Annotated in this window: 13 protein-coding genes; 10 read left to right on the top strand and 3 right to left on the bottom strand. The window is 55.5% G+C overall.

Features of this window, described 5'->3' with window-relative positions:
- Together J5278_RS27445 and J5278_RS27440 are read right to left on the bottom strand one after the other, a co-directional pair.
- Positions 1-471 carry a hypothetical protein gene (locus J5278_RS27445; RefSeq protein ID WP_111219415.1) on the bottom strand — a complete coding sequence of 157 codons (471 nt, stop codon included), beginning with the start codon at positions 469-471 and terminating at the stop codon, positions 1-3.
- Between the two features lie 184 nt (positions 472-655).
- The gene (locus J5278_RS27440; RefSeq protein WP_111219413.1) at positions 656-1801 is read right to left on the bottom strand and encodes a site-specific integrase; all 1146 of its coding nucleotides are present in this window, start codon (positions 1799-1801) and stop codon (positions 656-658) included.
- 187 nt (positions 1802-1988) lie between these two features.
- Here J5278_RS27440 and J5278_RS27435 point away from each other — a divergent pair, with 187 nt between their 5' ends.
- The 4 genes from J5278_RS27435 to J5278_RS27420 all read left to right on the top strand — a co-directional run bounded on the left by J5278_RS27435 (position 1989) and on the right by J5278_RS27420 (position 7151).
- Positions 1989-3125 (top strand): RHE_PE00001 family protein, encoded by a 1137-nt coding sequence (locus J5278_RS27435; RefSeq protein ID WP_209186585.1) that lies wholly within the window; start codon positions 1989-1991, stop codon positions 3123-3125.
- A 143-nt stretch (positions 3126-3268) separates the two neighbouring features.
- On the top strand, positions 3269-4597 hold the full coding sequence (locus J5278_RS27430; RefSeq protein ID WP_209186586.1) for an SIR2 family protein: 1329 nt from the start codon (positions 3269-3271) through the stop codon (positions 4595-4597).
- Positions 4594-5124 carry a hypothetical protein gene (locus J5278_RS27425; protein ID WP_209186587.1) on the top strand — a complete coding sequence of 177 codons (531 nt, stop codon included), beginning with the start codon at positions 4594-4596 and terminating at the stop codon, positions 5122-5124. Before J5278_RS27430 ends, J5278_RS27425 begins: the two co-directional genes overlap by 4 nt.
- The gene (locus J5278_RS27420) at positions 5121-7151 is read left to right on the top strand and encodes an AAA family ATPase (protein ID WP_209186588.1); all 2031 of its coding nucleotides are present in this window, start codon (positions 5121-5123) and stop codon (positions 7149-7151) included. The genes J5278_RS27425 and J5278_RS27420 overlap by 4 nt, the downstream gene beginning before the upstream one ends.
- Before the next feature lie 223 nt (positions 7152-7374).
- Here J5278_RS27420 and J5278_RS27415 read toward each other — a convergent pair whose 3' ends face one another.
- Complete coding sequence (locus J5278_RS27415) at positions 7375-9054, bottom strand: hypothetical protein (protein ID WP_209186589.1); 1680 nt, start codon at positions 9052-9054, stop codon at positions 7375-7377.
- Between the two features lie 143 nt (positions 9055-9197).
- On the opposite strand from J5278_RS27415, the gene J5278_RS27410 reads away from it, so the two are divergent.
- The 6 genes from J5278_RS27410 (at position 9198) to J5278_RS27385 (ending at position 21506) form a co-directional block, all read left to right on the top strand.
- Positions 9198-10313, top strand: coding sequence for a PIN domain-containing protein (locus J5278_RS27410; RefSeq protein WP_209186590.1), 1116 nt, complete (start codon positions 9198-9200; stop codon positions 10311-10313).
- Positions 10314-10775: 462 nt separating this feature from the next.
- A complete protein-coding gene (locus tag J5278_RS27405) occupies positions 10776-11282 on the top strand; it encodes a hypothetical protein (protein WP_113242412.1) in 507 nt (168 codons plus the stop codon).
- Complete coding sequence (locus J5278_RS27400; RefSeq protein WP_209186591.1) at positions 11282-12535, top strand: DGQHR domain-containing protein; 1254 nt, start codon at positions 11282-11284, stop codon at positions 12533-12535. Before J5278_RS27405 ends, J5278_RS27400 begins: the two co-directional genes overlap by 1 nt.
- A 231-nt stretch (positions 12536-12766) precedes the next feature.
- Positions 12767-14536, top strand: a complete 1770-nt coding sequence (locus J5278_RS27395; protein WP_209186592.1) for a hypothetical protein — start codon at positions 12767-12769, stop codon at positions 14534-14536.
- Positions 14537-14538: 2 nt separating this feature from the next.
- A complete protein-coding gene (locus tag J5278_RS27390) occupies positions 14539-16080 on the top strand; it encodes a hypothetical protein (protein ID WP_209186593.1) in 1542 nt (513 codons plus the stop codon).
- A complete protein-coding gene (locus J5278_RS27385; RefSeq protein ID WP_219259262.1) occupies positions 16077-21506 on the top strand; it encodes an FtsK/SpoIIIE domain-containing protein in 5430 nt (1809 codons plus the stop codon). Before J5278_RS27390 ends, J5278_RS27385 begins: the two co-directional genes overlap by 4 nt.
- Positions 21507-21524 lie beyond the last annotated feature (18 nt).

Raw genomic sequence — 21524 nt, 5'->3', positions numbered from 1 at the left:
CTAGTAGAAGAGCAGGTTGGACTTTGCCCAAAGCCACTGCATCTGTTCCGTGGTCCCTGCCAGAACCGACACGATCCCGGCGAACAAGGTCTTGAAATAGTAGCCCATGTAGCCTGCAAAGATGGACGCGCGCATGCCAATCGGGCCGTCCTGGTTGTCCTGAAACTGAAGACAAAGGCCAAAGATACTCAGGGCGAGGCAAATAAGCTGGATAAACATCAGTCCCGCCAGCAGCCCAGAATTGTAGCTTGGATCTTGGGAAAGGAGATACGTGTTGTAGAGCCCAGCGACGCCAAAGGCGACCCCGCCTGCCCCAATCAGGAAGCTTCGCAGATCCCAGGCTCTTACAACTACCGAGACAGAGGCCTTCTCAATCGGATAGAAAACAACGTCGAACCAATGATCGACGGTGTGAACCCATCCCCCGACCAGATCCCAGCACCACCAAGCCCATTCCTTTAACCGCTCCATCACAACCTCATCACATTACCCCGATTGCTGGTTGAAGCATGAAGGGATTTGATGCAAGGGACGAACGACGATACGGTAAAGGATCCCTGTAGGAGACGCTCACGCGCGACAGCGTCGAATAAGTTAAATCAGAGTGTCGCTATCCGATTCTTCTCAAAGGTACCTTTGAGCATGTCTTTAACAATTACAGCATCTGCGCAGCACGTCCCGTCCGTCGTTTGGCGCTGTTATAATAGCTTGACGCCTGTTGGACAGAGCGATGCCTCGATTGCTCCATAGCTTCGGGAAGCGGTATGCCGCGATTGGCGGCCTCAGTCAGGTACCCAGACCTCAACCCGTGGGCCGAAAACTCCCCACTCTCCAACCCGGCCATTTCCGCCCGCTGCTTCAGGATCGCATTCACTGACTGCGGATCGATCGCCCGTTTCGAAATGGTGCCCCATCGCCCTATCCCCCGAAACACGCTGCCCTTGTCGATTTTCGCGGCAACCATCCAGGCATTCAGCGCCTCCACGGGGCGGCCGGTCAGATAGACGACGTCGTCCTCTTCCCCGGAGGTGGTTTTCGTGCGGCCGAGATGGATGGCGAGAGAGGGGAGGGGGGCGCCGTTTTCGACTGGGATCGGTGGCTCGACGGTCAGCTGCTCGCGGCGCAGCCCAGCGATCTCGCTGCGCCTCCGGCCGCCGGACGCAAACGCTACCATCAGGATTGCCCGGTCACGGAGATCGCGCATGCTGTCGCTAGCGCAGGTCGCCAGCAGTTTTGCCAGCACGTCACCGGTGACCGCCTTGGCGCTCTTGCGACCCCGCGTCCGGGGGACGGCGCGAACCGAAAGGCGGATGGCCGATTTCAGGGCAGGGGAGGCGAATGCGCCATCAAGGCCGCGCCATTTGGTCAGGGTCGACCAATTCGCCAGCCTTCGGCGCACCGTCGCCGGCGCATGCGGGCCGACGGATTTCAGGAACCCTTGGCTTCGAAGGTTTCCGTCGACGTCGGCCGGCATGCCGTGATCGGCATCCGTTTCGCGCCGCTGCGGGTCCCAGAGATGATGCGCAACGAATTTTAGTAGGAGCGCTTCGGGCGCCGGCCAGGGCAGCGATCGTCCGGTGGCTGCCAAGCCCCACGCCTCGAGATAACTGAGATCCGAGGTGAGCGCCCGCAACGTGTTGTCGCCCATGCCCTGGTTGACGAGATGGCGCAGCGTCTCGATGTCTTGGTCAGTAAGAAGCTCGGCGAGTTCGTCGCGGCGCTCCATCGGCAGGACGGAGGCAATGGTGTCAAGTTCTTCGGCGCGTCGCTCGACGGCGGTCAGTGTTTTGGGTTTGGCCACAGGCGCTCCAAAAGTAAGGTTTCGGCGGCCTCCGGGCCGTGATTTGCCCCGATTCTTTCTGATTTGCGACTCCAGATCAACTACCATCGATAACAGGTAGTTATCGATGGTTATATCCTCAACCAACAATCGTACCATGTGAGGAACTATAACATTTAGATAGAGTTCCTATAGCAAATCATTTACTATGATTTCAATGGCTTACGATCTCACGAAAATCAGCATGACAACGCTTTTGGAGCCGGCTTTCCGCGCCGGTATCGAATTGGCGCGTCTCGACGAACGTATTGCCCGTTCGCCCATCTGCGCGGGCTTCCTCGAACGCACCCAATTCACGGATGCCTGCGCCTCGCTGTGGATCGACGGCGAACTCGTTCATCTCGAAGACCTCGTCCTCCACGACGCCACGAAGGATATTCGCACACCTACCCATGAGCTGACAATCGCCCGCGACGTCCTGCGCACTCGCCGCCGGATTGCCGCCCACCCGCCCGGCTGGGCATTTTCTGCCGACGGGCTTCGGACGCTGCGAAAGACCTCGGAGATTGCGTCGGCCGACACCGACGAGGCGCAGAGCGTGCGCGGCCAGCGCGGGGTCGAGCTTGAGCCAGAAGGGGAGGGGGAAGACGCCGACCTTGGCGAAAATCTCCCCGGCGTCGACTACGCTGCCATCGATGCGGTGCTGGCCCGATCGGAGGCCGCGATCGAAAACGCAACGCGGCCCGGCCGCGCCAGCGCGGCAGACAGAGACGCACTGGTCTATGATCTCGACTGGGACGAGGATGCCCGGCTGGAGGAATGGCGCAGCGTGGTGCGTCAGGCCGAAAACTTGCCGGTGGTGCTGCAGGCGATCGTCGCCCTCGATGCCTGGAACGAGCTTTCGGTGCTGCAGCACGCGCCGTGGCTCGGCCGGCTGCTGGCCGCCTCGATCCTGCGCCAGGCCGGCATCACCACCGGCGCACACCTTGTTGCCATCAATCTCGGCCTCAAAACCATTCCCGTCGACCGGCGCCGGCATCGCGACCGTGAGACCCGGTTGGTCGCCATTGCTCACGGTTTGTTGGCGGCTGCCGAGATCGGGCTAAAGGAGCATGACCGGCTGGCGCTCGCGAAAACGATGATGGAGCGGAAGCTGACGGGACGACGAACGTCTTCAAAGCTGCCGGAGCTCGTTGAGTTCGTCATGGCGACACCGCTCGTGTCGGCCGGGATGGTGGCAAAGACGCTCGAGGTGACGCCGCAGGCGGCGCGGCGGATTGTTCTGGAGCTGGGCTTGAGGGAGATGACCGGGAGGGGGAGGTTTCGGGCGTGGGGGATAATCTAGGGCATCCGATCCGTGTTTAGATGGCATTCTTGCCAAAGGTCCGCCCGCAATGAGAAGTAGCGACTCTGATGCCGCAACAGCGCTCGTGTCTGGCTTTTGCGACGCAGCCATGCAAAATGGCGAGCGGGAGGGGTTATCAAAACATGCTTCAAAACATCGATTTAGCGGCCGCGGTTGAATACGCGTTGGATGGCATGCTTAACGACCGTCAGGTTGTATTACTAGGCGCCGGGCTTTCGATGGCGCCGCCGAGCAGCCTTCCTAGTGCCTGGACACTGGCCCAGGAGGCGAAAGATAAATACGATATGCAACATGGGGCTACTCGGCTTCCGCTGTCGCCGGATATCGAAGAGCAAGCGGACTTCTTTTTCCACCGCGGTGAGCTTTCCACCGTCTACTTGGCCAACTTGATTGACCAACATGCTTTTGCGGGTGTGCCGAATGCGGGTCACGACGCCGCTGCTGACTTCCTGCTTTGCGGCGCACTACGATTGGGGATCACCACCAACGTCGACAACTTGATTGAAACGGCGGGACACCATCTGCTCGGTCAGGTATTCGTTGGGATCGATGGCCATTCGGCTGCTGGAGCCCCGATATCCACGTCGCCGTTGTTAAAAATCCACGGCTGCTGGACTATTGATCGGCCGAATACCGTCTGGACGCAAAGTCAGATTGCGGCGGAGCCGGTCAAGTCCCGAATAGATCACAGCGCCGAATGGCTCACGCAACAGCTGCTCAACCGTGATTTGCTCATAATAGGATATTCGACGGACTGGACATATCTAAATGCAGTTCTTGAAAAAGCGCTCGGCGCCGTGAATCCTGCTCGGATCTTGATTGTTGATCCGGTTGTATCAGCTGATTATGTCGCAAAGGCCCCATTTCTATCCGCGTTAGGTGATGGTTGCGTGAACGGAAGTTTCTATTTGCAAGCGTCCGGCGCTGAATTTCTTGGTCGTCTGCGCGAAGAGTATTCTCGAAGCTTTGTACGACAAGCGTTTATGTATGGTAGAGCTACGTATGGGGATTTGTACGGCGTCGCGCCAACGGACGATCTGTTAGACCCGCCGCAGATCACAAACCAGGAGTTTTGGCAAACAAGGCGGGATTTACTAGGTTGTGAGCCTTTCAAGCCGATCGTGTGGAGCCGACCGCATGCAGAACCGCTCGTTGGCCTTACGATACTTCAGCTTCGACGGCTTGGTGCTGTTGCCGATGGTTCATACTGGCTGCTTGATGGGAACCGATTTCGGGTCATTCGGGCGGCAAATGAGGCGCTCCACAAGGTTGAAGGCCGGTATGCCCGGGAAGCCGCGCCTGCTGTCGCACCGGATGTGATCATCGCAGTGGGAGCTCAAGATATGGGACTGCCGGCCAATGTCGCCAGAGCTCCGACAGGTTCAATCGCTCGGGGAGCAAGCAGTCGCTGGATTACGCGAGACGACGCACAACAGGAGTTTCTCCAATGACCGTCCTTCTGGATGATGCGATTGCGGTACTGGCCGATGCTCAGTTTTTGATTGACCGAGAGACCGGACTGGAACGGGCTATCGCGTTTGAATCGCCAACCGTTCTCGGATTTGTCCTGACATACGACGACGCGGCGCAACTGATTTCGAAATGGTCGGACGATTCAAGCAAGATCACTGGCGAGCGCCGGTTTCAACTTCGATCGGCCGGCACGAAGGCTTGGAACACATATGTTATCCTTCTTGCCGAGGCACCTGCAACTGACATTCAATCTGTCGCAATGACAGAGATCGAGGAAAATCTTTCCGGGACACGAAAAATTGCGCGCGCCGGGATCAGAGGACATGATGATACCAGGAACGCATTACTTTCTTTGCTCCCCTTGCGCGCGGCTCCCGTTCTTCAGCCAATCATTATGGCCGACGAAATCAAGCAGCGAACAACCGAGCTCCCCGCAAATGTGGTGGACGCATTTCTGACGCTCGATGACGAAGAACAGCTCATTCGTCTACTGGAGGAGCAATGAAGCTAAAGTCTGTAAAGCTTCGCGGATTTCGCGGTTATCGAGACGAGGTTACTTTTAACTTCGCCCCGGGCTTCACGGTTATCGACGGGCGCAACGGTGTCGGCAAAAGCACGATCTTCGACGCGATTGAGTTCGTCCTGACCGGGAGAATATCGAAATATGGAGATGCCAAGGCCGCCGGCGAGGGTGTTGGTCACTATCTTTGGTGGACCGGGTACGGTAGCGCCATGCTCGACGGGTTCGCGGAAGTTTCCTTCGAGCAAGACGGAAAAATCTTTACTCTGCGCAGGTCGGTTCTCGAGGAACCGTCAGTATCTGATTTGCAGGTCATCGAGCAATCAGTCGTTGATCAAGACCAGGCGCCTAAAGACGCACTTCGTCAATTATGCGCTGCCTCGATAATTCGAGATGAGCATATTGCCGGGTTGAGTTTGGATCTATCTGAGACAGATCGTTATGCGATGCTCCGGCAAGCCATCGGCGCCAATGATGCGGACGAGTGGATCTCACGGGCCAACCGATTGGTTTCTGCCGCGAAGAAGAGGCTGGAAAGTTCCAAATCTGATGTTGGTGACGCGTCTCAGCAGGTTTCGCACCTTGAGCGCCGTGCAGACGAAATCCGACTTTCGCTTTCTGGCGACCAAGCGATTTCAGAAGCGGCCTCGAGAGTAGGTCAGCAGCTGAATTCATCCGACGCCCCCGATATTCTTCTTACCCGAGCTCGCGAGCTTGTGGCTGCCCGCGAGGGGCAGTTGGAAGCTTTAACTCGATTCGAGCGACGGGCAACGCTAATCGCCGGGCTCGCCGCGGAGACGGAAAACCTCGAAGGCCAGCGGCTTGTAGTAGTATCAGATTTGGCCGAAGCAGAAGCCTTGCTTGCTGGGTTGCCACTGGCAAGCGAAGGGCAATCGACCCAGCTTTCCGCCAAAGCGCGCGAGCTCGTCCACCTCGTAACGCTTGGCCAAAGAGTAGGCTTAATTCAATCACTATGCCCAGTGTGCGGAGAGGAACATACAGCCGAAAGTTTCTCGGCTGGCGCCGAAAGAATGACCGAGCTTGCGAGCGAAATAGATGCCGAGGCTACCGAACTCGCGAAGGCGGAGGAGGAACGGAGTGATGCAGGTCGAGCCGTGGAGGGCTTGAGGTCACAGCTCTCGGTTATCTCCGATCGCATAAGTGAGTTGTCAGTCCAGATTACAGGATACAAAACAGACGTATCAGCTCTAAACCTTCCCGCTGATGATCCTGCGGGAGCTGCTGCCGATCGGCGCCGCGAGCTGATTACATCGATCGAGGGTCTGCAGCATGATATACGGATTCTGGGTACTCTTCGGCAGGATGGTGAGCTTGACGCGATCCTAGGAAGGTTGCAGTCCGCCAAAGATAATCTCGCGCGCGCTCAGGAGCGGGCTGGTCGATCGAGAAAAGCGGAAGCGACGGCCGCCGCGATTTTTGATGCAGCGCGGCGTGCGGGGGCAGAAACGCTCGATCGCCGCCTTGATCGCGTGCTTCCTCTAATGTCGGAGCTTTATCAGCGCTTAAGACCCCACCACCACTGGCGCGATATCGAATATGCAATCCGCGGCGACGTTCGGCGCTTTCTCACTTTGCGGGTTGGAGACGGTCTCAATCCGCAGTTTTTATTCTCGAGCGGTCAACGTCGTGCAACCGGCCTCGCGTTTTTGCTCTCGATCAACCTATCCCTAGCTTGGAGCCGATGGAGGACAATTCTCCTTGATGACCCCGTCCAACACGTCGACGACTTCAGGACTGTACATTTGGCGGAGCTTTTGGCGCAACTAGTCATTGGTGGCCGGCAAGTAATTGTCGCGGTGGAAGATGCAGCGCTAGCGGACATGCTCTGCCGACGTTTGCCGATCACCGAAGCGAACAGTGCGCGAAGGATGACGATCGGCAATTCGCCAGAAGGGGCGTTCGCGATAATTTCGGACGAGCCGCTCAACCCGCTTCCGCAGATGGTTTTCCGATCGGGAGGGATCACCTCTGGATCTCAGCAGGTCTCGTAGTCGGTGGTGGAGCGGCATTGTCGACTATGATTTTCACGAACTTTCGAGCCACGATTTCGAAGTGCTCGTACGAGACCTCCTTCCGGCCGAATGGGGCATTCGTATCGAGAGCTTCAAGACAGGCAAGGACCGGGGCGTCGCCGCTGCTGAGATCGATCACCTTGTCGATGATATCGAGCACGAAAAATTTATTATACACCCACAAAATTAGGCGGTTATTCCATCACCGGATCAGCGACTTTAGCATTTCCAAGACATAGGCAAGATTCTGATTGAATGTTGAATACGATGCTGTGCCCAACCCGACGGCAGTGGCCGAAAGATTCAAGGCGCGCACTACGAAACCTATTGCTGTGCCGATCAGTCGTTGTTTTGGCGTCGCTGTTGGGGGAACAAGTCGGTCGTCGTTTGATATGGCGGGAAGAGGCATGTCGTTTGGCAAACTGGCAAGCAATTCTGCTCCCTGCTTCAACTCCTGCATAAACTGGACAACGTCGACCGTCGCAACGCCTGCAGTTTGAGCCGCTTTCGCCATGGCAAGCGCGGCTCTGAACGGTTTGATTAGATCCTCTCCGGTCGCCCTGGCTTCGTCAACTTCAATACGCGATATCACGTTCTCGCGTTCGACTACAAAGGGGAAGTGCTGGAGGAACTTCTTGTGCTCGCGGAAAAACGCCGGAAATCCGGCGTCTTTGATGCCAGCAGACAGCCATTCCGCTGCGTCGTAATGGCGGTATTCGGCGTCGATGATGTCATATTGATTTGTGAGAATACCTGCAATCGGGCGCGCTCCACGCTTCTCAAGCTCTGTTTTGTAAGCAGTCAGCGCACAAACCAGACTTTTCGGAGCGTTCCCGGGCAGCGAACCGAGGATCACGTTGATCTGCACCGTTTGAATTTCCGGGTATTCGTCGAGATGGGGAGCTCCATCTATCCTATCGATGTGTGGGTTCGTACCAAGATCAATCTCGCTGGCACTATTTAGCCTAGCCGTCGGGCTGGCGACGGCCTCAAGCTCGGTGACGATCGGCGTGCGGTTGGAGATTTGCGTCTCAACATCGATATCTTCGACGTCATAGTCCTCGATATCTTCACCCGATGTAATGCGTTGGCTGTCCTCATATGGATCGCCGTTCTCTTTTACGAAGAGTTCAAGCTGGTCCGCAACAACCCCTAACTTCGCGATGACTTCGGATTCAGAAGGCCAGAGTGCCGGCTGCATCGCACGGTCGGCATGAAGTAGCTGCTGAGCAAAACGACGACACTCGGCATTGTCGTTGGCAAGAATTACGAGCATGGCGTGGCGCAAGGCAGATCGTTGGTCCTTGTCCTGCCATGCAATCCTGTAGTCTTGATGGATCGACAACTCATGAAACCGACTAAACAAAATCGACTTCGTTCCTGGCTTTCGATCTGCACCAAAGTCATCCGGTCCTAATACCTGACCATCGACATAAAAGGTCCATAGGCCGTCGTTGGATAAATGCCATAGCGGCTTCCATCCCATGTCAGCCCGTTCCGCAAAAATTAGGCTGACGTAGTCTTTAAACCGCGCAATGATTGCCTCCGCGTTCATGGATGCAGGGTCAAGCAGCCCTTCATTGGCGAGATCGATGGCAGCAATCACGCAAACCGGTTTGAAAAACCGCGCTAAATTTGCTCGTCTTCTGCGGATCGAGGAAACAAGAGTTGCCCAACGGTCATTCGACATGCGCTTCTTTCGTCCGCTGAAAGATAAATGATTCGGTTGGAACGAGACGATTTCAGCTTTGCATCCAATGCCCACCGCAGCAAGATAAAGCGCGAGAACCGCGGCAACATCTTGATACAAACGAGTGCGCTGGTGAAGCAAATGTAAGCCGATCTTGGTCTGCTTGGGGAGCTGAGCAAAAATATTGGACATCGACAATTAATAGACGCAGCCGCCGAAAGACATCGAACGCCTGAAATCTAAGATGCGCTTCTGTGTTGACATCGATCATCAGCTGGCTATCCGTTTAAGCAATTTAGGAAACGGAAACTGCCTCTCACCTCTGGAATGCCTTGATGCCCAAGAAGACTGTCGATGAAATTAAAGCTCTTATTGCTGAGGGAAATATTCTCGCGATAACTATGGATACGAGCATCTTCGACAAGTTTGGTTGCAATCTGGAATTTAAGGCGTTAACGGCCGTCGAGCAATTCAAACATAAAGACGTGCAGCTCGTTCTCAGCCCTGTTACCCTTGGTGAGGTCCGCAACCACATTGCAGCGGCTGTCAGTGAAGCCGCAAGCAAGGCCCAAGCTGGTATCAATCAGTTTTTTAAGGCGAGCCGTGCTAATAACAAGCTAGACGAGGTTGTCAAAGCCCTCGGGATCGACACGGATCCCTCTGTCATAGCGGGCGAGCAAATTTCCGCGTATGTCGATCGCGTAGGTGCTGGAGAGATCACCGAGCAGGTTGATAGTGACGAGCTGTTGCGTCGATATTTCGGAGTCTTGCCACCATTCGGTAAGTCTTCGGACAAGAAGGCGGAGTTCCCGGATGCTATCGCTCTCCTCACCCTCGAGAAATGGGCAGTGGCGAATGATACCTATCTTCTGGCGGTGAGCAGGGATGGCGACTGGGAGACCTTCGCAGGTCTGTCCGAAAAGCTAATTCACGTGGGAGAACTGTCGACGGCCCTCGGCTTTTTCAACGACCAAGAGAGCGCCATCGCTGCCCGCGTAGTCAGCTCGATCAAATCAGGGTCGGCGGCGAACCTAAACAAGCAGATCCAGAGCAAGCTCGAAGATTACATCGACGGGTATGATGTTGATGTCGATGCGAACGCGGGATATTATTACGAATACGAGATATACGACACATCCATAGCCGGTTGGGACTTCGCTGACAGAGCGGACATAGTCGTCGTCTCAGCTAACGACGATGAAGTCGTGGTTAGCTTCGATCTTGCTGTAGAAGCTCAAATCGACGTAAGTTTCAAATTCTCGGCAAAGGATCATATCGACAAAGACTATGTCAGCCTAGGCGGCGCAGACCTCACCGGGACTGCTGAATTCATTGTAAGTGCCGTCGCTACTTTTGCAAAATCGATAGATCGAGACCCTGACCTTATCGACTTGGACATCGATGGACGTGGCGTAGCCGTCGATTTCGGATACGTAGAGCCCGATTTCTAAGAGGCGATCAGTTCCTAAGCCTATGCTCTCAGTCCGGCTGGTGGAAGCAACTGCAGGTACGATCAGGATGCGGTGAGTGTGCTTGCCTTCTTTGCGTCAGGCTCGTCCTGCTTGCGCTCCTTCGGATACCAATCCACTGCCCACTCCATGATAAAGAACTGATTTAGCTTGTTGGCACATCAGTGCGCAGAGCGAGCGTGTTAAAAGCATCGCATCGATCGACGATCTGGTCTTCCGCGCGGACGCGGTGTGGCTGGTGCTCGACGAAGCATGCAGTTCTGATAGGGAGAAACCAAATCCGCGCGCTTTTGCCGACCCGGCATTGGCTACGAGCTGGACTGACTTCAGATAACTCGCGGATGCTGCAGACATCTGCCTAGAGCGTCAACCTTGCTTCCATTTGAACTTTATACAACCTATAAGATGCCGGTGAGATAGATCCGGTATGCAACTGAGGGCAAAGTGGTAGGTAAGCATCATGACATCGTTGCTCAAACGAAGCGGTACAAAGGCGAACAGCACTCTTTCTTCCTCGATCTTGCGAGCTGGAAAAAATTCAAGACAAAATACGCACTGTCTTGGACAAAAATTCGCTTTGAAAGCGCGGGGCATCCCTCCATACCAAAAGAGCGTGGAATTTATGCATTCTCTGTAGAACTTTCTCCGGGAAAGCTGCCGGCACATGGCTACATCATGTACGTGGGAATCACCGGGCAAGATTCAGATGCTAATCTTTACAGACGGTATGCGCAGTACCTTGTAGACCAACGCGACCAGAACGGGCGACCCGCTGTAACCTACATGCTGAGCAATTGGGATGGTGATTTGTTCTTCAACTACGTATCCCTTCCTAACAAAAAGGTTGATTTGCACAAAATGGAAAAGGCTCTTTTGAACGCCGTGCGGCCTCCAGTTAACAAGCGGGATTTGGACGCTACAATTTCAGCACCAAGAGCGGCGATTTTTTGATGAGCGATACAATTGTACTTCCTGCTCTGCGAGGCAACTTCGGGGACTGGATATATTATTCATGTCTTATTTCCATAGCTGAGGTTGGTAAGAGAGTCCGGTACGCTGAAGAAATCCACTCCAGCAAAGCATTATCGGAATTAATACAACGCAGCCTGGAAGGGGTCCGTGCCCGGCACATTTCTGAGTATCTTGCTCGAAACAATGAGCGATTTTTCAACTCGCTTGTTTTAGCGATTTACGGTGGTGCACCTCAATGGCTTGAAGTGGGGAATTACCAATCAACGACAAAGCCGGAAATCTTGAAGCAGATCTCGCAGCGGTCGATGGATACGATGGGTTTTCTACAACTCTCGGGACTTGAGAAAATTTTCGCCATTGACGGTCAACATCGATTGGCGGGGATCAAGAGAGCTATTGCGGATAATCTTCCACTGACCGACGAACTTATTCCAGTTATCCTGGTAGGGCATAAAACCACGATTGCCGGCATGAGACGAACCCGCCGCCTGTTTACTACTTTAAACAAGACAGCGGTCCCCGTTCGGAAGAGCGATATCATCGCGCTTGACGAAGACGATGTGATGGCGATTACGGCTCGCCGCATGGTTGAGTCGGATAGTAGGTTTAAAGATCCTAAGATCGCGGTTATTTCTAGCCCGAATATCCCCGTTGCAAATAGGGTCTGCCTCACGACGATCTCAAACCTTTATGACGTCTTAAAACTCTTATTTATGGCCGAGCTTAAGCAGCGGACTGATCGGAACCTTCGCTTCAACAGGCCTTCAGATGATCGTTTGAAAACACATTACGCATATGCCATTGCCTACTTCGATGGGCTAGCCAAGGCTTTTCCAAAGATAAAGACATTGTTCGAGACGGAGGCCCCGGAAAAGGTTACGCCGTTACATCGAGGACCCCATGGCGGCGACGTTTTGTTTCGCCCGATCGGGCTAGAAATTGTAACCCGTGTGATCATCGAATTCGCGGATAAGAATAAACTAAAGCTCTCCGACGCGACGCATCGATTGAGAGACATTCCAACTGATCTCTCAAAAGCACCGTACAAGGGCGTGATTTGGGACAGTACGCGAGGTACGATGATTCCGGGCGGAAAGCGGCTGGCTCGGGATTTGTTGAGATATATCGTCGGCCTCGAAACGGATCTCGATCTCCTACGGGAGAACTACGCGGTTTCGCAGGGGGCTGACCCCGCCAACGGGAATTTTAAACTTCCCGCCAAGCTTGCCTAAGAAACCAACCAAAAACTGCTCTGTTATCCAATGCGTTGGCTGTTAAAACAGAATACGGCACCTTCTGTGCGCCGCGGTGATATTTTCTTTCAGATTTTGCAGAGTTGATCGAATCAGTTCTTCGTCTACAACTTATTGGAACAGTGGGGGCGGAGCTTGTCAGAAATACCATCTACTCATGCGTGGGTTCGTTTCCTTAGAAACTACGGACCGATACCGACGAACGACAATATGTATGACGAGTCCATTCAGCGGGCCTTGCGTCGTCATAAAATCCGCCCGATCACTCTCCCGGCACCGCTTCGCGATAAGCTGGTCGCAAATTTCCGTGGATCTGCGCCAGTATCACATATCATCACCGGAACTGCCGGGGACGGCAAGACATACCATTGTCGTGAAGTTTGGATCGAGCTTGGCGGCAGCCCCGACGCATGGAACCAGGGCGAGAAAGTACAACGGCTCAATTTAACGGATGGCCGAACTCTCGTCGTTGTCAAGGATTTGAGTGAGTTGCGGGACGATGAGAGCGGCGCGCTTATTTCGCGTCTCGCAGCGGATATCGCTGACGCTACCTCGGCCACGGTTTATCTTTTGGCTGCCAATCATGGCCAACTGCTCGAAAAGCTGAAGGCCGCACCAAGGACGTCCGAAGTCGTACGAGCCAGCAGCGTCATCGAAGATCTTCTCGTGACCGGTGCTACCGTAGACACCAGAATAAACATCGAGCTCAGCGATCTGAGCCGTTCTCCCGCTGCCCAAATGGTGACTGCCATCATCGAAGCTATTACGCAGCACGAGGGCTGGGCAGGTTGTGACAGTTGCTCGACCCGCTCTGACGGCGCCGTCTGTCCGATCTTTGAAAACCGACGGCGGTTGTCGGGGTCTGACATCGACGATCCATTCAAACCGCGCCTTTCAGCAGTCGTCGAACTCAGCGAGCGCAATGGCAGCCATTTCCCGGTGCGCCAACTACTGGCTCTCGTCGCCAACAGTTTGCTTGGTCACCCTGAGGCACGCGACGGGTTGATGACTTGTGCAGATGTGCCTGCAATCCAGGACACGGGCCGATCTGAACTGGCCAGCATCTATCGCAACATCTTCGGAGAAAATCTGAAACCAAGTCGAGCTGAGAAGACGGAGCTGTTTCGGAAACTGAATGCATTTGGTATTGGAGCCGAAACGAGCAACCGCGTTGATAGCCTCCTCGTTTATGGAGCGGATGACCCAGCTTATCAGGCTGACTATCTCGACCTGGTGGTGTCAGATCCGATCTATGGAGCAACACCTGCCTACGCCAATGCTCAACGAAGTTATCTGGAAGGCGAGAACCCGAATGATCGGCTCGCGTTTCTTGGCGCACTTCGGGCACAGCGGCAGCGACTGTTTTTCACCATGCCCGAATCGAAAGTCGAGAATTACGACCTCTGGGATTTGAGCGTCTTTCGCTACGCTGGTCTTTATCTCGAGACATCCAGAAAGATTTCCGCCGGGCAGCCCGCTCCCCGTCAAGCTCTGAACATGATTGTAAGGGGTCTCAACCGCATATTCACCGGAATGCTGGTCCAAAACCAAGACGAGGTCGTACTCGCCACATCGGGGAGCTTCTCCCAGTCAAAGCAGAGCCCTCTTCTCGACGAGATGATCTCCGTTCCAAGAGCAGGCGGTGAGGAGGTGAGCATTGTCCTCGACAAAGCGAGCGGCAATTTCGCCGTATCGGTCAAACTTGTTCGCGGAAGCGAGATCGCACCGGTCATTCTGCCGCTATCGCCGACGCGGTTCGAATTTCTCGGGCGCGTTGCTGAAGGGGCGTTGCCGAGCAGTTTTTCGCTGGAATGCCATGAGGACTTGCTGGCCTTCAAGGCGCGCCTCCTGCGGGAGACTGAAAATCGCCGGAAACTGGATGGAGATGACGCGGTTTCTGATGGCGAGCTTGTGCTGCGATTTATTGAGATCAATCCAGACGGTCGGGCACAGCCGCGTCGTGTCATCGTGCGAGTATGATCATGGAATTTCTCGCCCGCCCGACAGAGTCTGAAGAGCGCTCCGGCCCCGCGTTTTGGATCGACGAAGCCATCTGGGGGCATCGTCTCCATGACGAGCAATCCCCCTGGCTCACATTCCTTGAATTCCTCACCGTGCTCCTTGCTGAACATCGAGAAGGCCGCGCGCTGACCGAGGGAAGATTGAATACCCTTTCCTACAGGCCGCAACTGCAATTGCGGCTGCGCAATCTCGTCTTCAACAACCCACATGTCATGACGGTGCGATCTGAAACTCGATCAGATGAGGCGGCATGGGCTCTCTGGCTTGAGAAAATGGCGGCAAGCGCGGGAGGAATAGACAAACCAGATTTTGGCTATCTCCGTGACCGCTTTGAGACGTTTGAAGATTTTGCGGCTGTTTTGAATTTCCTCCAAGGTTCCGCGATCGAGGGCACGAGCAATAAGCGGTGGAGTTCCAAGTTCGTCTTTCCTTTCGGCCCCCACGCGCTTTTCGAAGACGTCAACGTCAAGCCGAACGGGAGCGTGTCGAACGATCGGCGTTTCTTTGCGCGATCGGGCGAGCTCCTCTATTTGATGTTATGTCGAAGCAAGCATGCAGACAGTCTACGTTCACTGCTGATCTCTCGCTTCCTCGAGAGCCCGGCACCCTACGACGGAATGGCTCGGGCGCTTCAGGGTGACACCCAGCTCGCTAGAGCGGAACGCGGTGGCGCCTTTCTCCCATGCACCGAACATCGAATTTTCGATCGGCTAGCCGAGGACTGGCTCGCCATTTTGAATCTGCCTATTCCCGGTCACGATGCGATCCCGCATCTCGTCACAACAGCGGGTCTCAATCTTCTCCTTTACCAACTGGACAGGGCACGAGAATTGCTCGATCGAGAACCCATCCAGTTTGTTTGTGAAATAGTGTCTCCTAAAAAGTCAGTGGTGCGCGACCTGTCTGCGGATTCTTACCAGCACAACAACACGCTTCCCCAGCTCGCAATCGAGCGGTTTGTCACCCGTATCGGTGAAACGGCGGCCTGGGCGGAGGCTATTGGATCTGAAGACCCGGTCCTTCGGGCCGGTGATTTGATGCAGCAGGAATTCGGCTGGCCCGAGAGCGATGAAGAGGAGGCGGCTACTGATCCTCAGCGCTTGATCGAGGAGCTGGTTGCAAAGGCTACAACGCGACACAAGCAACACGTCGGTAAGATCCATGCGACCTGGTCACGCGCAGTCGGGCTCTCGTCGCGCCGCTCCAGCCGACGCGTGCGGTACGCACCCACCGATCGCCTGTTGAAGACGTTGGTAGTGGCATGCGTCGACAACCGCATCGAATTCAAAGACTTTCTAATCCGCTTACACGAGCGGTACGGTATCGTGATCGGTGATGCACAGGCGCGGCCATTCGTAGATGCCGGCACTGCCGACCAAGAAGATTTTTCAGACAATGCACATAGGCTTGAAGAACGACTAGCGAGCCTCGGATTGCTTCGACGCTTGTCCGATAGCTGTGCCTATGTCGAAAATCCATTTCAGAGAGCGAGATCCGAGTGAAGCCCTCAGACCTCATCGGCGCCGCGGGCGCAACATCCATCCGCCTCCGGCTCGATGCACTGTCACCAGACGAGGGGGTCGCGCGATATCTTCTCGACCGCTTGACCGGTGAGCAGGTCGCCGCCATTACGCGGTCGCTTCTACTCGACGCAAAAGCAGGCAATCTGCTCAAAATTGCTTTGCCACGAAGCTTGGTTTCCGCCTTTGGTCTGCCCGAGAGCGTCATGACGGATGAGCGGATGGTCGCCATCCGACACGCCGAGTGCGACCGTCCGGCACTTCTTTTCGCCAACACAGATGACGATCAAGGTGCTTCTCTTGGGGACGTCACACTTATTGGTGCTAAACAGCTGACTGAGGAGCCCGCGCCCTGGGTGGACGCTGCAGCCATAGGTCTCGGTTTAAGCCAAGGCCAGATCGACACCTGGAAAGCAGCGCTAAAGGGGTTGAACGCTGCGGATGACTGGACACTCCATCAGATCGCTTCGTATGTCGCCATGACTCGAACACGAATCGAAAGCGACGCAGTGCCTGTTTTGGACGCACTTGGCTGGGCGCTCCCAGCCCTGCGCCTACCTCGCGACAGCGGTTTCTTTCTGGGTCTCGGCGAGCGTGATCGTGAAGTGTCACGGCGTTGGAAAAAGCTGTTTGAGAAACTGGTCGCCGAGCGTAAGCCATTGTTGGTCAAGCAGCGGCCCAATCGCCAACTGATCGAGAGTGAGGAGCTTAGAGATCATTTCGAGGATGTCCGCGAAGACATTCCGGCCGATATCCACGATGCCATCGAAGACTTCATAAGCGCCTCGCCGGGATGGGGAGCGGCATCCGAAGCGTTGAGCTATTTCGAGTGGGAAGGCCAAAGCGTCCTCCAGCTATTTTCTGGGATCAAACTCAGGAGAACATCTCTCGCTCAGGAGACAATCAACTTCTTCGAATTTACGTTTCCAGATCGCCTCAGCAGCACCGACGAGGAGTATCTTCGGGTCCTCAAAGGGCGCTCTTTAAAAGAGACGCGTGAGGACGACCGTGAATTTTTCGAAGCTCACCGAGATGACCTTGGAGAGGATAAAGCCCTCCGGGTCAAATGGGAGCGCTTCGTTTTTGGCAGACCTATCGAATGCACCGATTTCCTGGAAGGTTTTCTGCGCGTCGTCGAGCGACTGTTCGGGCAGGTCAATTTAGGAGGGAGCGCAAGAACTCTCTCAATCAAATCCGCGAGACGAACCCGCAACCAATGGCTCGACCTCAATGCTGATGTCGGACTTTATTTTGGGTTGCGGTATCGTGGACTTCAAACACTCCTCGGGCCGTCTGTTCAATGGGATGTTCCGCACCTCTTTGCATATGAAGAGGTGCTCGACCGAGCAAAGCAGCGCCAGAAAAAATATCGGAGAAACGAGTCTACTGCCCGAGCTGCGCTCCAGATCAAGTTCGACGTGGCGCTCACCGCAGGCCGCGATCGGGCGACTGTTCAGCTTGTCTGGACAAGCCAGCCGACGGCTATAGGGCTCGAAATGCCGAAAGATCTCGGCCGCCTGATCAAGCGACCCTTCGGCCGCAGTACTGTTGCGCGTCTTCCCGTTAGCCGCAAGGGCGCGCTTCAGTCGATTTCGCTCAGCGACACCGGGACGTTGCAGCCTGCCTTCGGGCAAGATTCCGGCACACTTGTCCCACGTACCAGCACTGGCCCTGATTTCGCCAAGCAGTTTCCGAAGTCCCTGAAGGAAGCGGTGGTCGCTGGCCGGGTCAGCGCTCAGGGCGCCGAGGCGATTGGCGAAGCCTGGAAACGTTTTGCGAAGATCTATGCCGAAGCTCTCATCGCACTTCAATCCTCGGGTTATGCGTCCGCAGCACTCATCGAGCAGGCAAACGCCTATGGGGAGCTTTTTGCCACCCTTGCGAAGGAAGCGTTAGGGGACCTCAATCGCCGAGATTTGTGGGAGCCGCTCTTAAGTATCGGTACAATCGCCGTTCTTGGAAGTGCATCGTCGGCTATTGTCGCACCGTGGCATCCGCTGCGTTTGGCAGGCGTTGCAGCCAAAATGCGCTCCGTTGCAGGTCTTGCGGACTATCTCTTGTCCGACGTCGACGTGAATTTCGGCGACTCGCGGCTGTTTTTCAGTGATCTTCGCGAGGAGCTTAGCCACCCTCTTTATCCAGAAATATCGGTCGGCTACGACGGTAGCGAGCCGATTCTTCTGTCAGAAACGAGTACCGTCAACGACTACAGCCTCATGGAGCGTCCTGTTCGGGATCCGTCGGAAGCGACCACCGACGTTGATCCGAGCGAAGCTGCGAAACAGATTCGCGCTCTCCTTGAACGCTATCTTGATCTCCAGCCCCATGAACGCTCCAACCTCAGCATCATGTTGTATAACTGCGATGCAGCCGGACTGCCACTCGCAACGGTCAGCGCGTTGGGATCGGTGCAAGATCAGGAGGAAGTTCACTGTAACGTGTTGGTTCGACATCGCGATCGAACGCGCCTATCGGGTGTTTACACAGAACTACTGGAGCGCTCTGAAAATGACCCGGACGCCGTTGTCGTAAGCGAGACGTCGCGAAATTTCATGTCAAAGCTCCGCATTGGCGTCATGTTGGACGTCGCGGGGGCGTCAAAAACTGGGCCAGGGCGCGAGATCGACGTTGCGTTCCTACATGACGTAGTGTCGAGGCAGGCGCGTGAACAATGGTTCGCGGTTCCCGCACTCGACGACAATCCGGGCCTGCTGGAACATGTGCCGGCGCGTTGGTCATATCGTCGTGTTACCGCTGAGGATGAACTCAAAGCAACCAGCTATTTGACGTGCCCTCGTCAACCGAATGCAGGGTGGTCCTACATCGACGCGGTGGCTAACGTCATACGTCGGCAGTCCCACGGGCCGGATGAACATTACCTACCGGCGCGTCAGATATCGTTCCAGGACAGCGGCCTCAAGGCAATGTTCGACGAGGTTCACGAGCTTGCAGAGTGGGTTGCGACCTATGACGATCTGCTCGACAAGCGCCAGCTAGCTGCTCAGGGCATCAATGTGATCCGCTATCGTCGGCAGCGCACCCATGGCCGCAACATGGTGGTGTCTTCAACGTCTGAATTGCGCCTGCTCCACGTGCTCGTGAAGCGCAGGCTCGCTGAGCTTTCATTGGGTTTTGACGACGAACATCTGGCTCAGCTCGCGCGCCGCATGATTGACGATGCAAATGCGATCTCTGGCGATATTGTCCTGCGCGCTGCCAAACGCGGGGTCTCTGCTGGGGAGCTTATCGGACTGGTATTAAGTCGGGCGCTTGTCTCGGAAGAGCTTGGAAAGGGAGCCGCTGCTGCATGGTTCCTTTTAGACGATTATGCTGAGTGGCTAGGCCAGAAGGAGGAAGGGATCGCCGATATTCTGGGGATCAGCCTTTCGACAGGTGAAGACGGATCGCCGAGACTCCGCGCCATTGTCACTGAAGCCAAATACGTCGATCAGTCCGGAGCGGCCGAGGCGACCCGAAAGTCGCGCAGTCAGCTGCGTCAAACGATCTCCCGCATCGATGACGCCTTGTTCGGAGATCCGGGTCGCCTTGACAGAGATCTCTGGTTATCGCGCATTTCCGACCTTCTTCTTGATGGGACAACGGCGCTGGGCCAACCTAGTCTACTGGAACGAGTCAGGGATGGTATTCGTCGAGGGGCCGTGCCCATCGATCTGCGAGGCTATTCGCACATCTTCATTTCGGGCCCCGCGAGTAATGCGAGCTCGCTGGGGGAGCAGGAGCAACTGCCTGATATTCAGTTGGGCCTTCAGGAAACCTTCACTCGCGAAGGTGTTCGGCAGCTCGTCAAGGCGTATGCGGCGAACCTTCCGCTGGCCGGAGTGCGGGCAAGTCTGGGCGAAGTCCATATCTGGAACTCGGCCGACTTCCGATCTCCAGCTCCTCGAGTTGAATGGACAAAGGTCATACCGACAGATCAGGCGTCGCCGCTGACGGAACTTGTTATCAGCCACGATTACGACGAAGACGATGATGAGGGCGACCCCGAGGGCGGCGTTATCTTGGAAACCGTCGTCGAGAGCGACGATGATCACGTGGGTATAAGTCCTGTAGGCGATGCCACTGGCGTTGAGCCACCCGTTGTGGCGCCCGCAAGCAAAGCCGAGCCATCAAAAACCGAGGCACTGAATGCTCTGAAAGCGGAGCCGAGAGAAGTCGTCGTTGAGCGACGGCCAGCGCATGTGCCAAAGGACTCTTCGATAGAGGCATTAATACAGGCTCGAGCCCAGAGCGCTCGCGAGAATTCATCGGAAGAGCAAGAATGGTTGGAGAGCACGGCGCAAAAACTTCGCTCTGCGCTTCTGAGCTATAATCTACAGGCGAAGATCACCCAAACCCGCCTGACGCCAAACGCTGCCTTGATCCGATTTATGGGATCGGATCGCTTGCGTGTCGAAGACATCGAGGGGCGACAGTCGGCTTTGTTGACGACACACGGACTGAGGTTGATTTCAATTTCTCCACTGCCTGGCGAAATCGTAGTCGGAGTAGCGCGGCCAGCACGACAGGTTGTTTCGCTATGGGATGTGTGGGGCCGGCGAGAGATCAACCGCAATTCAGCGGGAGTGAACACGTCTTTCGTTCTTGGTCTCAAAGAGCTCGATGGTGACATTCTTTACCTCAATCTCGGTGGACCTTTCGCAGGTGGTCAGCAGCACGAGCCGCACACACTTGTCGCCGGCGCGACCGGATCGGGAAAATCCGTTCTCATCCAGGCACTTCTGCTCGATATTGCCGCGACAAATCCAAGTTCGCTTGCCCACATTCACCTGATCGACCCGAAGATGGGTGTGGACTACGCGGCGATTGAAAGGCTTCCTCACTTGCAAGGTGGGGTCATTGTCGATCAGGCGCGTGCAGTGCAGGTGATGGAAGGCCTGGTCGCAGAAATGGAGCGACGCTATGAGCTGTTCCGATCGCAAGGCGCTCGCGATATCCGCACCTTCAACTCAAAGGTCGCTGACAGCGATCGGTTGCCCTATGTCTTTCTTATCCACGACGAGTTTGCAGAATGGATGCTGACGGAAGACTACAAGGCCGCGGTGACGTCCAATGTTTCGCGCTTGGGCGTGAAAGCCCGCGCTGCCGGCATGCATCTGATTTTCGCCGCGCAGCGCCCTGACGCGAATGTCATGCCAATGCAGCTGCGCGACAACCTGGGAAACAGACTTATCCTGAAGGTAGCAAGCGTTGGAACGTCTGAAATTGCTCTCGGCGTCAAGGGAGCCGAACAGCTCCTTGGCCTGGGGCACCTTGCTGCAAGGCTCAGCGGCGAACCTGCGATTATCTACGCGCAAGCGCCCTTCTTGTCCGATGACGACATCGACGCGGTGGTCGATGCGATATGCGCTCGTGACGAAAAATCCGGTTCGGGGGAACCGGGGGCCTGACGGCAATTGGGGAGTGCA

Origin of the sequence: Rhizobium sp. B21/90, assembly GCF_019355815.1 — a bacterium.
Taxonomy (GTDB): domain Bacteria; phylum Pseudomonadota; class Alphaproteobacteria; order Rhizobiales; family Rhizobiaceae; genus Rhizobium; species Rhizobium rhododendri.
The sequence above is the reverse complement of the archived record's forward strand: the minus strand, read 5'-3'. Positions and strand labels throughout refer to the sequence as shown.

Excerpts from the sequence above, each read along its gene's own strand:
- J5278_RS27445 (WP_111219415.1), bottom strand. The coding sequence starts at position 471 with ATGGAGCGGTTAAAGGAATGGGCTTGGTGGTGCTGGGATCTGGTCGGG.
- J5278_RS27435 (WP_209186585.1), top strand. The coding sequence starts at position 1,989 with ATGATTTCAATGGCTTACGATCTCACGAAAATCAGCATGACAACGCTT.
- J5278_RS27430 (WP_209186586.1), top strand. The coding sequence starts at position 3,269 with ATGCTTCAAAACATCGATTTAGCGGCCGCGGTTGAATACGCGTTGGAT.
- J5278_RS27425 (WP_209186587.1), top strand. The coding sequence starts at position 4,594 with ATGACCGTCCTTCTGGATGATGCGATTGCGGTACTGGCCGATGCTCAG.
- J5278_RS27420 (WP_209186588.1), top strand. The coding sequence starts at position 5,121 with ATGAAGCTAAAGTCTGTAAAGCTTCGCGGATTTCGCGGTTATCGAGAC.
- J5278_RS27415 (WP_209186589.1), bottom strand. The coding sequence starts at position 9,054 with ATGTCCAATATTTTTGCTCAGCTCCCCAAGCAGACCAAGATCGGCTTA.
- J5278_RS27410 (WP_209186590.1), top strand. The coding sequence starts at position 9,198 with ATGCCCAAGAAGACTGTCGATGAAATTAAAGCTCTTATTGCTGAGGGA.
- J5278_RS27400 (WP_209186591.1), top strand. The coding sequence starts at position 11,282 with ATGAGCGATACAATTGTACTTCCTGCTCTGCGAGGCAACTTCGGGGAC.
- J5278_RS27395 (WP_209186592.1), top strand. The coding sequence starts at position 12,767 with ATGTATGACGAGTCCATTCAGCGGGCCTTGCGTCGTCATAAAATCCGC.
- J5278_RS27390 (WP_209186593.1), top strand. The coding sequence starts at position 14,539 with ATGGAATTTCTCGCCCGCCCGACAGAGTCTGAAGAGCGCTCCGGCCCC.